A 13,121-nucleotide genomic window follows, 5' to 3' on the forward strand; every position below is an offset into this window, starting at 1 on the left:
AGGCAGCGGCGTTGCCGTCTGCGAGTTCAGCGATCAGCAGCCGTAGTACAGCTCGAACTCGTAGGGGTGCGGGCGCTGAGCGAGCGGCTTGAGCTCGGTCTCGCGCTTCATCTCGATCCAGGAGCTCAGCACCTCATCGGTGAACACGTCGCCAGCACGCAGGAAGTCGCTGTCGGCTTCGAGTGCGTCAAGCACCCGGTCGAGCGATCCGGGCACCTGCGGGATGCCCTTGGCCTCCTCGGGAGGCAGCTCGTAGAGATCTTTGTCGACCGGCTCGTGCGGCTCGATCTTGTTCTTGATGCCGTCGAGGCCGGCCATGAGCTGAGCGGCGAAGGCGAAGTACGGGTTGCCCGAGGCATCAGGCGCACGGAACTCGAGGCGCTTGGCCTTCGGGTTGGTGCCGGTGATCGGGATGCGCACGGCCGCCGAACGGTTGCCTGCACTGTACACCAGGTTGACCGGAGCCTCGAAGCCCGGAACCAGGCGGTGGTACGAGTTCACCGTGGGGTTCGTGAATGCCAGCAGCGCCGGAGCGTGCTTCAGGATGCCGCCGATGTACCAGCGTGCGACATCGGAGAGTCCGGCGTACCCGGTCTCGTCGTAGAACAGCGGTTTGCCGGCGTTCCACAGCGACTGGTGGGTGTGCATGCCCGAGCCGTTGTCGTTGAAGAGCGGCTTCGGCATGAAGGTCGCCGTCTTGCCGTTGCGATGAGCCACGTTCTTGACGATGTACTTGAACTTGAGCAGGTCGTCGGCTGCGTTGGTGAGCGTGCTGAAGCGGTAGTTGATCTCACACTGGCCGGCGGTGCCCACCTCGTGATGGCTGCGCTCGACCTGCAGGCCGGCGGCGATCAGTTCGGTCACGATCTCGTCGCGAACATCGACCAGTTTGTCGACGGGAGTGACGGGGAAGTAGCCGCCCTTGTACGGGGTCTTGTTGCCGAGGTTGCCGCCCTCTTCTTCGCGGCCGCTGTTCCACGCAGCCTCGTTGGAGTCGACTTCGTAGAAGCTGCGCCCCGACGAGATCTCGTAGCGCACTGAGTCGAAGATGAAGAACTCGGCCTCGCTGGCGAAGATCGCGGTGTCGGCGATGCCGGTCGAAGCGAGGTATTCCTCGGCCTTCTTCGCCGTCTGGCGGGGATCCTTCGAATAGATCTCGCCGTTGCGCGGGTTGAAGATGTCATGGTTGAAGATCAGCGTCTTCTCTTTGCGGAAGGGATCCAGGTACGCCGTGGTGACATCGGGGATCAGCTGCATGTCGGATTCGTCGATGCTCGCGAAGCCACGGATCGAGCTGCCGTCGAAGAGCTGGCCGTCGACGAAGTAGTCTTCGTCGACGAACTCGGCAGGCAGATTGAAATGCTGCTGCACTCCGGGCAGATCAGTGAAACGTACGTCGATGAACTTGACGCCTTCGTCTCTGATGTACTTGAGAGCTTCTGAAGAATCTTTGAACATACCTGCGACTCCATGTGCTTTAAGGAAACCCCGGGTGTTCTCCGGAGTGATGAGTTTCAGCGTATGAAACGCTGATTACTCAACGGTATCCCGAATATTTCGCGCATGTTACGAGGCGCGCTCGGTTGGCTAGAATCGTGGGATGCAGAACAACTCCCCGAATTCGTCGTCAGAATCGATCGATCCCTCATCGGCGGTGCCCAGCGACGCGTTGGCCGGTCTGCCAAGACGACTGCTCGGCCTCGGGCTCGACTGGGGAATCGCCACCCTGATCTCTTGGGCCTTCGCTCATGGCAACGGAATGGTCACAATGGCAGTCTGGGTCGTCATGCAGCTGACCCTCGTGTCGACCTTGGGCATGGGGTTCGGGCATCTCGTCTTCGGCATGCGCGTGGTCAACGTCGCCAACGCCGGTCGCCCTGGAGTCCTCCAGGTGCTCATTCGCACCGTGCTGCTCGCCCTCTTCGTGCCAGGGCTGGTATGGGGCAAAGACGGCCGCCCGGCGCACGATCGTGCAGCCGGAACGGCCGTCGTCTTAGCTGGCAGAACTGCTCAGCGCTGACCTTTGTGGCTCGGGCGCACCTTGTTCGGATCCATGCCCTTCGGAACACCGTATCCGTGTTCGAGCGAGGTGAGTCGGTTCGCGACGGCTGCCACCTCGGCACGGGTGAGCCGGGGCTTGAACTTCGCGAGTCGACGATTGATCTGGCGCAGTCGAACAGTGCCGTCCGAGCCGTCTCCGACGACGATGCGGTTGACTTCGATGTTCGGGACGACTCGACGAATCTTGACCTGCTCGTCGTTCAGCAGACGCTGCACGCGAGTGGCGTCTCCCTCGCCGATGAGCACGATGCCCGGGCGACCGATCGCACGGTAGACGGCGTCCTGCGTGCGCGGGTTCACCGCGACAGGCAGCTCGGAGCCCTGCCAGGAGCGCTTCAGAGTGGAGCGCAGCACGGCGCCGACCGCACCGGGCTTGCCCTCGATCTGAGTGTAAGCGACTGCTTCAGCCCGACGCCCGAGCACGATCAGCGCGACCAGGATGCCGGTGAGCAGGCCCAGCAGAATCCAGGCGATCAGTCCGAAGACGTTGTCCCGGCTGATCAGCACGGCGATGACGATGCCCACGGCCAGTGGGCCGAGGAACGCCAGCAGCAGCCAGCCGATCGTGCTTTTGTCGGCTTTCACCGTCATGGTGAGCACCTGCCAGAGCTGCTTCAGGCGCCCTGGTGATTTCGTGGAGGACTTGGTCTTGGACATGCTTTCTAGAATACCGAGAATCGGGGGATGCCGTGGGCACTCCGCAGATTGCCATCACGCAATACCGCGAATCCGGTCTCTGCACAGCCCGACAACGTCGTCATCTGGATGCACATGCCCACGCGGAAGGTGCCGTGGGAACTGCGATCGGTGTGAAGTGGGGGCATGCCATTCGTCACAGTCTCTGCCCACCGCTCGTCCTCAGTCTGGAGGCACTTCTCGTCTGTCTTGTCTGTCGTGGGCAGGTCAGGATGAACGGGGCGCACTCCCCGGAGATCATGGTCGCCCCCGGTTCGGCGCAGCATCAGGTCTATGGGTTTCTGCGACATCCTCATCTGCGCGGCGCTGAAGCGGTGAGCACACATGGTGCACCTGCGGCGAGAGACCGGCACGCAGGGATGAACCCCGATCGCACCGAAGGAGTCCTGCTTCTGCTCTCGCCGAGCGTTGGGACGCTGAGCGAAGTCCTGACGAGACGGCCGCTGCAGTCCGCACATCTGTTCCACATCGCTCTCGCAGTGCTCAGCGCCCTGCACTATCTGGCTCAGAACGGCTGGAGGTGCGCATCACTCGACGCCGACGATCTCGCAATCGACTCGGTCGGGCGCATTCGGCTGGACGCTCGCGACGCGCTGAGACCTGCAGGCTTCCGGCAGTTCGATTCGGCTGATCTCGCCCTGGTCAGATCGCTCCTGACGCATCTTGCCGCGAGCTGTTCCGAGCGGCCCGACACTCATGAGGCGGATGGCGAGCTGCAGCAGCTCTTCGACATGATCGAACTCGGCGTCCCGCTGCGCGAGGCATTTCTGCGCAGCCGATGCCTCTCTCAGGCTCGACTGCTGCCGGTGGGTCGCACCGTGGAGACTGCCGAGCTTCGCGTTCGACAGTCTCTTCGCTCGAAGCCCGGAAGAAGGCGCAGGCTCCAGCGTGCGAAGACGGTGCGGACTGCGAAGAGGGCGAGCGGGTCAGTGCCGAAGTCAGCGAAACAGACGCAGAAAGACCGTGCGCGTCGTCGCGGGGCGGCCGGTCGGCTGGTCGGTCTCGCCACGCTGCTGGGCCGGGTCCAGACGCTGCTCGGCCGTTGTGATGCGCAGCTGCAGCTGGGCGTGGACTGGTGCGAACGGCGCGCGCGGGCGGTCAGCGAGGATCTCTCCGCCCAGCCGCTCCTTCTGCGACTCCTGACGCCAAAAGCAATGGCCACGACTGTGGTAGCCGTGGCCATGCTCTTTGCGCTCTTCGCCCCCTGACAGTCAGGGCGCTTCGATCGGGGTCTGGTTTCCGGTCAGAGTCAGATGCCGAGCGCTGACGAGAAGTCAGCCTGTTCGACGATTGCTTTGACCTCACCGAGGAACCGAGCGGCGTCTGCTCCGTCGATGATGCGGTGATCGTATGAGAGGCTCAGGTAGGCCACCGAACGAATCGCGATGACGTCTTGACCGTCGACGGTCAGCACGCGCGGCTGCTTGGTGACGGCGCCGGTCCCGAGGATCGCCGACTGCGGCAGCGAGAAGATCGGGGTGTCGAGAAGCGAACCGCGTGAGCCGGTGTTCGTGATGGTGAACGTTCCGCCGACCACGTCATCCGGCTTCAGCGAGCCGACGCGTGAGCGCTCGGCGACCTCTGCGATGCTCTTCGCCAAGTCAGCGAGGCTCTGTTTGCCTGCCTCGTGCACGACTGGCGCGTAGAGCCCCTTCTCGGTGTCGACGGCGAACGCGATGTTCTCGCGATCGTGGTAGACCACTTCGTCACCGTCGATCGACGCGTTGACAGCGGGATGCGCTGGCAGCGCCTGAGCCACGGCGTATGCGAAGAACGGGAGGTACGACAGCTTCTGTCCGGTCTTCTGCTGGAACTCAGCCTTGTGCTGCTGCCGGAACGAGGCGACAGCAGTCAGGTCGACCTCGACCACCGAGGTGAGCTGTGCTGCGGTCTGCATCGAATGCACCAGGTTGCGGGCGAGCACCTGACGCAGACGTGACAGCGGGACGCGCTGACCGCGAAGGTCTGAAGGCTTCGGAAGCTCATAGCCGCGCTTCGGCTCAGGAGCAGACGAGGCCGCAGCCGTCGAGCCGGGTGAGGGCTGAGTGGCCTGGGCCGCCTGCGCGTTGAGCACGTCCTCCTTGCGGATGCGCCCGCCGACGCCGGTTCCGGTGACCTGGTCGAGATCGATGCCGAGACGCGATGCGAGCTTGCGCACGATAGGGGTCACGTAGGCGTGCCCGCTGAGCGCGGCGACCTGACCGCTGCGACGCTCTGCCGAACTCTGCTCTGCGGCCGGAGCCGGCGAGGCAGGCTCGGGCTCGGTCGTGGCTGCAGGCGCCGATTTCGGCTGAGGCGCGGCGGACGGGGTGGCTGGCTCGGGCTGCGGCGCAGGTGCCGCCTCGGGCGCCGGTGCTTCTTCCGGAGCCTGTGCTGCTTCGGCCGCAGCAGGCTCGGCGGCCGGAGCGGCTCCGTCACCGACGACTGCAAGCACGGCGCCGACCTCGACGGTCTCGTCCTCTTGCACGAGAATCTGCTGCAGGGTGCCTGAGATGGGGGAGGGTACTTCGGTGTCGACCTTGTCTGTCGAGACCTCCAGTAGCGGTTCGTCCTCGTCGACGTGGTCGCCGACCTGCTTCAGCCAGCGGGTGACGGTACCCTCGGTGACCGACTCGCCCAGAGCCGGAAGCACGATCTGCTCGCCTGTGGCAGAAGCACCTGCAGCTGGCGCGGCAGCGGCCTCTGTTTTTGCGGGTGCGGCAGCGGCCTCTGTTTCGGCAGGAGCGGGCGCTTCTTCGGGAGCGGACTCAGGCTGCGACTGGGCAGGTGCGGCTTCTGTCTGCGCAGGAGCCTCAGCCGCTGCCCCGTCACCGACGACTGCAAGCACGGCGCCGACCTCGACGGTCTCGTCCTCTTGCACGAGAATCTGCTGCAGGGTGCCTGAGATGGGGGAGGGTACTTCGGTGTCGACCTTGTCTGTCGAGACCTCCAATAGCGGTTCGTCCACCTCGACGTGGTCGCCGACCTGCTTCAGCCAGCGCGTGACGGTGCCCTCGGTGACCGACTCGCCCAGAGCCGGAAGTACGATCTGCTCACTCATATGTGGTGTCTCCTTGTTGGTTCTGGTCGATCAGTCTAGATGGCGTGGAGTGGTTTGTCGGCCAGGTACAGGGCGGCTTCGCCGATGGTCTCAGTCTGCGTGGGGTGCGCATGGATGAGCTGGGCGACGTCTTCAGGGTAGGCCTCCCAGTTGACGATGAGCTGCGCCTCGCCGACCAGTTCGCCGAGCCGGCCGCCGATGCCGTGCACGCCCACGATCGGCCCGTCGACGCGGCGCACGAGCTTCACGAAGCCGCCTGTGCCGAGAATCGAGCTCTTCGCATTGCCTGCGAGGTTGTATTCGTAGGCGCTGACCTGGTCGTCGCCGAACTCCGCCTTGGCCTTCGCCTCAGTCAGACCGACAGAGAAGACCTGAGGCTCGCAGTAGGTGACCTTCGGCACGTTGACGTCTGCGACCGGAACTGGGTCGAGGCCCGCGATCTGCTCGGCGACGAAGATGCCCTGCTGGTATGCGCGGTGGGCAAGCTGCAGGCCCGGAACGATATCCCCGACGGCGTAGACGCCGGGAACGCTGGTCTGCAGCGTCTCGTCGACGGGCACGAAGCCACGATCGAGAGTGACCCCTACCTCTTCGAAGCCCATGTTCTGCGTGACGGGGCCGCGTCCGACGGCGACGAGCAGATAGTCAGCGTCGAGTGAGGTGCCGTCTTCGAGGGTGACTGTGACGCCAGTGGTCGTCTGGGCGGCCTGTTTGAAGCGCACGCCGAGGTGCTGCTTGATGCCACGCTGCTTGTAGACGCGCTCCAGGTACTTGCTGATCGACAGCTCTTCGTTGGGCACCAGGTGGTCGAAGCCTTCGACGATCGTGACGTCGGCGCCCCAAGAGTTCCACACGCTTGCGAACTCCACGCCGATCACACCGCCACCGAGCACGATGACGCGCTTGGGGATCTCGGTGAGCTCCAGAGCCTGTTCCGACGTGATGATTCGCCCGCCGATCTCGAGACCTGGAAGCGACTTCGAGTACGACCCCGTGGCCAGCACGACATTCTTGCCTCGATAGGTCTCAGAGCCGACTGTGACCGTGTGCGCATCGGTCAGCCGACCCTCGCCGGCGACGACTTCGACGCCTCGAGCCTTGACCAGCCCCTGCAGACCCTTGAACTTGGACGAGATGATGCCCGCGCGAAACGAGTTGACGCCTTGGATGTCGACGCCCTGCAGTGCGGCCTCGATGCCGTACTTGCCAGCGGTGCGCACTTCGTCGGCGATCTCGGCCGTGTGCAGCAGTGCCTTCGTCGGCACGCAGCCACGATGCAGACAGGTGCCGCCGAGCTTGTCTTTCTCGATGAGAGCAACGGTGCTGCCCAGTTCGCGTGCCCGCAGCGCAGCGGCGTAACCGCCACTGCCGCCGCCGAGAACCACGAGGTCAAATTCATGCTCAGACAAGTTTCGCTCCTTGCGTTCCGCAGTGTTGAGGGGGGAGGCACTCCGCTTCCTGCATCGAGCCTACTACGAGCGCCGTGACTGTCAGTGCATGACGCAGCCGCACGGCCGGTCGTATTCGATACCGAGTCGAGAACTGACTCCCGCCGCATCCGGCCGTATGATTTTCGTGCGCTGCGGGCGAACACCTGACCGGCCGATCGGCACCCGTCAACCGGTAGAATCGCCACATGTCTTTCCGTCATCCCCTCTATACGCTGCGCGCCCAGTTGCAGGATCTGCCCCGCGGCATCCCGCTCGTCGCCGCGTTGAAGGGGTATGCCGATGCCGGCTCGGTCGTCGAAGTGTTCACCGAGAACCTGATGTCTCGTCTGCAGCCTGAGACGATCGTGGAATTCGATCCCGACGATCTGCTCGACTACCGGTCGCGACGACCGGTCGCCCAGCTGGTGGTCGACCACATCACCGAGATCACCGTGCCGTCGCTCACGCTGGAGCTCGTGCACGACCAGACGGGTGCGCCTTTCTATCTGCTGCGAGGCTTCGAACCCGACTTCCGCTGGCTGGCCTTCCTCGACGACTTGGTCGCACTGCTCGACGACCTCGAGGTCTCAGAGGTCACCTGGGTGCATTCGATTCCCATGCCTGTTCCGCACACGAGGCCGATCGGCACCGCTGTTTCGGGCACTCGGCGAGACATGATCGATCAGTTCGGCGTCTGGCAGCCCACCACGACGATGCCCGCCAGCGTGCTGCACATGCTCGAAAGCCGTCTGAGCGAAGCCGGCTACGAGGTGACCGGCTTCGTCATGCTCACACCGCACTACCTCGCCGAGACCGAGTGCCCGCCTGCAGCGGTGGCGGCAACCGAGCGCGTCGCCGTGGCCACGGGGCTCGCACTGCCCACGGACGAGCTGCGCGACCAGGCGAAGGAGTTTCTCACGAAGCTCGACGAGCAGGTGAGCGAGAGCGACGAATTGCAGACCATGGTGCAGAACCTCGAAGAGCGTCACGACGAGTATCTCGCCTCACGGGCGCCGACCCTCGATCAGACCGATGTGCCCAGCGCCGACGAGATCGGCGCCGAGTTCGAGAGCTTTCTCGCCAGGCACCAGGACAGCGGCAAACGCTCGAGCGACGGCGATGGCTCTGACAACGGCCTGCCGCCGATCGTCTGATATCACCGGTCGCACCTATCAACGCTGATCGAGTCGCAGTGCGACCCACGACTACCACGTCACGCGGGTGAGCTGGTCAGAGATTCGCCACAGACGCTTGGCCTCGGTCTGCTCTTCGGGCAGCTGCAGCCCCGTCACCCGGACTGGATAGCCTGAGTGATCGGCAGCGACTGCAGGTGCGAACAGCTCGCCGCCATTGCCATGATCGTCGATGACCAGCTGGGCAGCCGCCTCGCCGGCGATCTGGTCGAGCGATGGACCGAAGCGGCGCAGCGGATGCGTCAGTCGGTTCGCGAGCAACGGCTCACGCTGCAGCGCCACCGACCGAACCCCATGCGGATACTGTCGCGCGCGAGTGCTGCGGCATCGACGATCAAGCTCACGGGCGAAGAGCAGTTGTGCTCGCTTGCTCTGCGCGAAGGCTCGCGAACCCTTGTAGCCGTTGTCGAAGCGCAGATCATGGAAGCGGATGCTGGTCGAACGGTAGCGTGCCGACGTGAGTGAGACGACCTTGGCCTGCTGAGCCGCTCCGGGCAGCAGCAGACCGGTCAGAGCGAAATGGCCGAGGAAGTTCACGCCGAAGTTCCATTCGAAGCCGTCTTCGGTCAGCACGCGCCGGCCAATTCCGGAGACCTCGGCGAGATTCAGCAGTGCGCTCCAGGGGTCGTGGCTGACCAGATACTCTGCGGCCGCCTCTTTGATCTCGCTGATCGAGGCCAGATCGAACTCGAGCACATCGATTTGGGCGTTGGGCTTCTGCTCGCGGATCTCGTCGGCGACGCGGTCTAGTCGTGTCTTCGACCGGCCCGCGAGGGTCACCGCGAGGCCTGCTTCGGCGAGTGCCGCTGCAGCGCTGCGCCCCACGCCTGCGTCAGCACCGGTGATGAGTGCTGTGGCAGGCTGGGCGGTCTTCGAGGTCACGTCGTCGATTGTACCCACGACCTGCGACGCGACGCCCCGATCGCACCCCGGTTTCGAATCACGAAAGCATCACGATTCTCTTCGAGCGGCCCGACCTTCAGTCGGGAATAGCGGCACTGGGCGCAATGTTGTACACAATCGGCGGGGATACATGCCTGCTGGCCAACCCGTGTGATAATGGGTTGTTCGAGTGCGCGTTGATCAGGAAGGTTCGAAGCCAGTGGCTGAGAAGAAGAGTGCGTCCACGGCCCCAGCGGCCGACGAGAAACAGACGACGGCCAAGAAGGCCGCTGCCAGAAAGACGAGCACTGCTTCAGCGTCTGCGGCCACCGGAGCGAAACGCTCCACAGCGAAGAAGACGACACGGGCGAAGGCCTCCACGACGAAGGCTGCGACAGCCAAGACCGGCAGCAGCAAGTCCCGCAGCACGAAGGCCGAGGCCAGCCGAGCGTCGGCCGCCAAGACCGGCACCGCGAAGACGACGGCGAAGAAGACCACCGCAAAGGCTGCCGCGACAGAGCCCGCAGCAAAGACCTCCGCACGACAGACGGCGGCCAAGAAGAAGGCCCCAAGCAGGGCCAAGGCCGATGCGGCCAAGGCGACCGCAGCATCCGCCGACGCTGTGACGACGGCCGGGCAGACGAGCGTCGACGCGAAGCCTGCGGCCGGCGGCGTCGCAGCCGATCACGAGGCAGCCCCAGCCAAGTCGAAGCCCTCGAACCTGCCGAGCGGGGGCTACGTGCTCTCGATGAAAGAAGAGGAAGAAGTCCCCTCGATCTCGACCGCGATCACCGGCGCGACCGTCGACCCGGTCAAGGACTACCTCAAGCAGATCGGCAAAGTCGCGCTGCTCAACGCCGTGCAAGAGGTTCAACTGGCCAAGCGCATTGAGGCTGGCCTCTACGCACAGGAGCTTCTGCGCCGCGACGAGGCCGGCGAGCTCAAGAAGCACTACACCCCGGCAGAACGCCGCGAGCTCAAATGGGTGTCACGCGATGGCACCAAGGCGAAGAACCACCTGTTGGGCGCCAACCTGCGCCTGGTCGTCAGCCTCGCAAAACGCTACACCGGGCGCGGCATGCAGTTCCTCGATCTCATCCAGGAGGGCAACCTCGGCCTGATCCGCGCCGTCGAGAAGTTCGACTTCACCAAGGGCTTCAAGTTCTCGACCTACGCCACTTGGTGGATTCGTCAGGCCATCACTCGCGCCATGGCCGACCAGGCACGAACGATCCGCATTCCCGTGCACATGGTCGAGGTCATCAACAAGCTCGCCCGCGTGCAGCGCCAGATGCTGCAGGATCTCGGCCGCGAGCCCACGCCCGAAGAGCTCGCCGAAGAGCTCGACATGACGCCTGAGAAGGTGGTCGAGGTACAGAAGTACGGCCGTGAGCCCATCTCGCTGCACACCCCCCTGGGCGAAGACGGCGACTCTGAGTTTGGCGACCTGATCGAAGACACCGACGCCGTCGTGCCGGCTGACGCCGTGGGCTTCACAATGCTGCAACAGCAGCTCGAGAGCCTGCTCGACTCGCTGAGCGAGCGCGAGGCGGGCGTCATCCGCATGCGCTTCGGCCTGGGCGACGGGATGCCCAAGACTCTCGACCAGATCGGCGACACCTTCGGCGTCACCCGCGAGCGCATTCGCCAGATCGAGTCGAAGACCATGGCCAAGCTGCGCCACCCGTCGCGTTCGCAGGCCCTGCGCGACTACTTGGAGTAAAGCGGTGGCGGCGGCAGACTACTCGGCCAGTCAGCTCTCAGTTCTCGAAGGTCTCGAGGCCGTGCGCAAGCGGCCCGGCATGTACATCGGCTCGACCGATTCACGCGGGCTCATGCACTGCCTCTGGGAGATCATCGACAATTCGGTCGACGAGGCGCTCGGCGGGTTCGGCGAGTCGATCGAGATCGTCGTCCACGACGACGAGAGCATCGAGGTTCGCGACCACGGTCGCGGCATCCCAGTCGACATCGAGCCCAAGACCGGGCTCAGCGGCGTCGAGGTCGTGCTCACGAAGCTGCATGCCGGCGGCAAGTTCGGCGGTGGGTCATACGCCAGCTCCGGGGGGCTGCATGGCGTGGGAGCCTCGGTGGTCAACGCGCTGAGCGAACGTCTCGATGTGCAGGTCGATCGCGACGGCAAGACCTGGCAGCTCTCGTTTCATCGGGGCACGCCCGGCTTCTTCGACGATGCTCAGGGCATCGGCCCGAAGTCGCCGTTCACGCCGTTGGCGGATGCCGCATCGGCTGATCGGCTGCGTGTCGTCGGCAAGGTGCGCAAGGCCGTCACCGGCACGCGAATTCGGTATTGGGCAGACCCGCAGATCTTCACGAAGGGGTCGCGATTCAGTCTCGCAGACCTCGAGGATCGGGCCCGGCAGACGGCGTTTCTGGTGCCCGGACTCGAACTGGCGCTGAACGACGAACGCAGTGAGGAGGTCGCCGAGGAGCGCTTCCGCTTCGACGGCGGCATCAGCGAGTTCGTCGACTACCTCGGTGCCGACACGGCGGTGACCGACACCTGGCGCATCGAGGGCGACGGCGACTTCACCGAAACGGTTCCTGTGCTCGGCGACGGCGGAGAGATGATCGACACCGAAGTCGAGCGCACCTGTCACGTCGATGTGGCTCTGCGGTGGGGAACCGGCTACGACACGACGGTCAAGTCGTTCGTGAACATCATCGCGACGCCCAAGGGGGGCACCCACCAGACCGGCTTCGAGCAGGCGCTGCTGAAGACGCTGCGCGCACAGGTCGCCACGAACTCGCGCCGTCTCAAAGCGGGCACTGACAAGGTCGAGAAAGACGACGTACTCGCGGGGCTGACCGCAGTGGTGACCGTGCGGGTTCCGGAGCCTCAGTTCGAGGGTCAGACCAAAGAGGTGCTGGGCACTCCTGCCGTACGCCAGATCGTCAGCCGCATCGTCTCGAAGGGGCTGACCGAGCGGTTCACCTCGAAGAAGCGTGATGACAAGGCGCAGTCCTACCTGCTGCTCGAAAAGGTCGTCGCAGAGATGAAGTCGCGCGTCTCGGCGCGCACCCACAAAGAGACGCTGCGCCGCAAGAACGCGTTGGAGTCGTCGAGTCTGCCGGCCAAGCTGGTCGACTGCCGATCGAACGAGTCGAATCAGACCGAGCTCTTCATCGTCGAGGGCGACTCGGCGCTGGGCACTGCGAAGATGGCACGCAACAGCGAGTTCCAGGCACTGCTGCCGATCAGAGGCAAGATCCTGAACGTGCAGAAGGCCAGCGTCGCCGAGATGCTGAACAACGCCGAGTGCGCCAACATCATCCAGGTGGTCGGCGCAGGTTCCGGACGCACCTTCGACCCGCAGCAGGCTCGCTACGAACGCATCATCATGATGAGCGACGCCGACGTGGACGGCGCACACATCCGCACCCTGCTGCTCACGCTCTTCTTCCGCTACATGCGCCCGATGGTCGAAGCGGGACGCGTCTTCGCCGCGGTGCCGCCTCTGCATCGCCTCGTGGTGCCGCGCAGGGGTAAGCGACCGGCCGAGACGATCTACACATATTCCGAAGACGAGCTGCACGAGAAGATCGCGATGCTGCGCAAGCAGGGTCGCACCTACAAAGAGCCCATTCAGCGGTACAAAGGCCTGGGCGAGATGGACGCCGATCAGCTCGCCGAGACGACGATGGACCCACAGCATCGCCTGCTGCGGCGCGTCAAGCTGAGCGACCTGCATGCCGCCGAGGGCGTCTTCAACGTGCTGATGGGCTCAGAGGTGAATCCTCGCCGCGAATTCATCATGGATGCCAGCGGCGAGATCGATCGCGCGAGCATCGACGCCTGAG

General features: G+C 64.5%; 10 protein-coding genes. 5 read left to right on the forward strand and 5 right to left on the reverse strand.

Going from position 1 to position 13,121, the window contains the following annotated elements; genetic code table 11:
- Positions 1-33: 33 nt before the first annotated feature.
- Positions 34-1,458, reverse strand: coding sequence for a type I glutamate--ammonia ligase (glnA, locus tag F8O06_RS05890; RefSeq protein ID WP_158031443.1), 1,425 nt, complete (start codon positions 1,456-1,458; stop codon positions 34-36).
- 142 nt (positions 1,459-1,600) lie between these two features.
- Between glnA and F8O06_RS05895 the strand changes: the two genes are divergently transcribed.
- Positions 1,601-2,020, forward strand: coding sequence for an RDD family protein (locus F8O06_RS05895; protein ID WP_158037971.1), 420 nt, complete (start codon positions 1,601-1,603; stop codon positions 2,018-2,020).
- On the opposite strand, the gene F8O06_RS05900 is transcribed toward F8O06_RS05895, so the two are convergent.
- A complete protein-coding gene (locus F8O06_RS05900; protein ID WP_158037972.1) occupies positions 2,011-2,718 on the reverse strand; it encodes a DUF4191 domain-containing protein in 708 nt (235 codons plus the stop codon). The genes F8O06_RS05895 and F8O06_RS05900 overlap by 10 nt on opposite strands.
- Positions 2,719-2,969: 251 nt before the next feature.
- Here F8O06_RS05900 and F8O06_RS05905 point away from each other — a divergent pair, with 251 nt between their 5' ends.
- Positions 2,970-3,965 (forward strand): hypothetical protein, encoded by a 996-nt coding sequence (locus tag F8O06_RS05905; protein ID WP_158037973.1) that lies wholly within the window; start codon positions 2,970-2,972, stop codon positions 3,963-3,965.
- A 41-nt stretch (positions 3,966-4,006) separates the two neighbouring features.
- Here the strand turns inward: F8O06_RS05905 and sucB are convergent, their stop codons facing one another.
- The gene (gene sucB, locus F8O06_RS05910) at positions 4,007-5,797 is read right to left on the reverse strand and encodes a 2-oxoglutarate dehydrogenase, E2 component, dihydrolipoamide succinyltransferase (protein WP_158037974.1); all 1,791 of its coding nucleotides are present in this window, start codon (positions 5,795-5,797) and stop codon (positions 4,007-4,009) included.
- Positions 5,798-5,832: 35 nt separating this feature from the next.
- Positions 5,833-7,206, reverse strand: coding sequence for a dihydrolipoyl dehydrogenase (lpdA, locus tag F8O06_RS05915; protein ID WP_158037975.1), 1,374 nt, complete (start codon positions 7,204-7,206; stop codon positions 5,833-5,835).
- Between the two features lie 227 nt (positions 7,207-7,433).
- Here lpdA and F8O06_RS05920 point away from each other — a divergent pair, with 227 nt between their 5' ends.
- Positions 7,434-8,381 (forward strand): proteasome assembly chaperone family protein, encoded by a 948-nt coding sequence (locus F8O06_RS05920; protein ID WP_158037976.1) that lies wholly within the window; start codon positions 7,434-7,436, stop codon positions 8,379-8,381.
- A gap of 51 nt (positions 8,382-8,432) precedes the next feature.
- Here the strand turns inward: F8O06_RS05920 and F8O06_RS05925 are convergent, their stop codons facing one another.
- Complete coding sequence (locus F8O06_RS05925; RefSeq protein ID WP_192496871.1) at positions 8,433-9,302, reverse strand: SDR family NAD(P)-dependent oxidoreductase; 870 nt, start codon at positions 9,300-9,302, stop codon at positions 8,433-8,435.
- A gap of 220 nt (positions 9,303-9,522) precedes the next feature.
- Here F8O06_RS05925 and F8O06_RS05930 point away from each other — a divergent pair, with 220 nt between their 5' ends.
- Positions 9,523-11,025 (forward strand): RNA polymerase sigma factor, encoded by a 1,503-nt coding sequence (locus F8O06_RS05930; RefSeq protein ID WP_158037978.1) that lies wholly within the window; start codon positions 9,523-9,525, stop codon positions 11,023-11,025.
- A gap of 4 nt (positions 11,026-11,029) precedes the next feature.
- Positions 11,030-13,120: a DNA gyrase/topoisomerase IV subunit B gene (locus F8O06_RS05935; RefSeq protein WP_158037979.1), complete on the forward strand. Its 2,091-nt coding sequence runs from the start codon at positions 11,030-11,032 to the stop codon at positions 13,118-13,120.
- The last annotated feature ends 1 nt before the right edge of the window (position 13,121 follow it).

The organism is Pseudoclavibacter sp. CFCC 14310 (genome assembly GCF_008831165.1).
In the GTDB taxonomy this organism is placed as follows: domain Bacteria; phylum Actinomycetota; class Actinomycetes; order Actinomycetales; family Microbacteriaceae; genus Pseudoclavibacter_A.

Coding starts and splice junctions, on each gene's coding strand:
- glnA (WP_158031443.1), bottom strand. CDS start 1,458: ATGTTCAAAGATTCTTCAGAAGCTCTCAAGTACATCAGAGACGAAGGC.
- F8O06_RS05895 (WP_158037971.1), top strand. CDS start 1,601: ATGCAGAACAACTCCCCGAATTCGTCGTCAGAATCGATCGATCCCTCA.
- F8O06_RS05900 (WP_158037972.1), bottom strand. CDS start 2,718: ATGTCCAAGACCAAGTCCTCCACGAAATCACCAGGGCGCCTGAAGCAG.
- F8O06_RS05905 (WP_158037973.1), top strand. CDS start 2,970: ATGAACGGGGCGCACTCCCCGGAGATCATGGTCGCCCCCGGTTCGGCG.
- sucB (WP_158037974.1), bottom strand. CDS start 5,797: ATGAGTGAGCAGATCGTACTTCCGGCTCTGGGCGAGTCGGTCACCGAG.
- F8O06_RS05920 (WP_158037976.1), top strand. CDS start 7,434: ATGTCTTTCCGTCATCCCCTCTATACGCTGCGCGCCCAGTTGCAGGAT.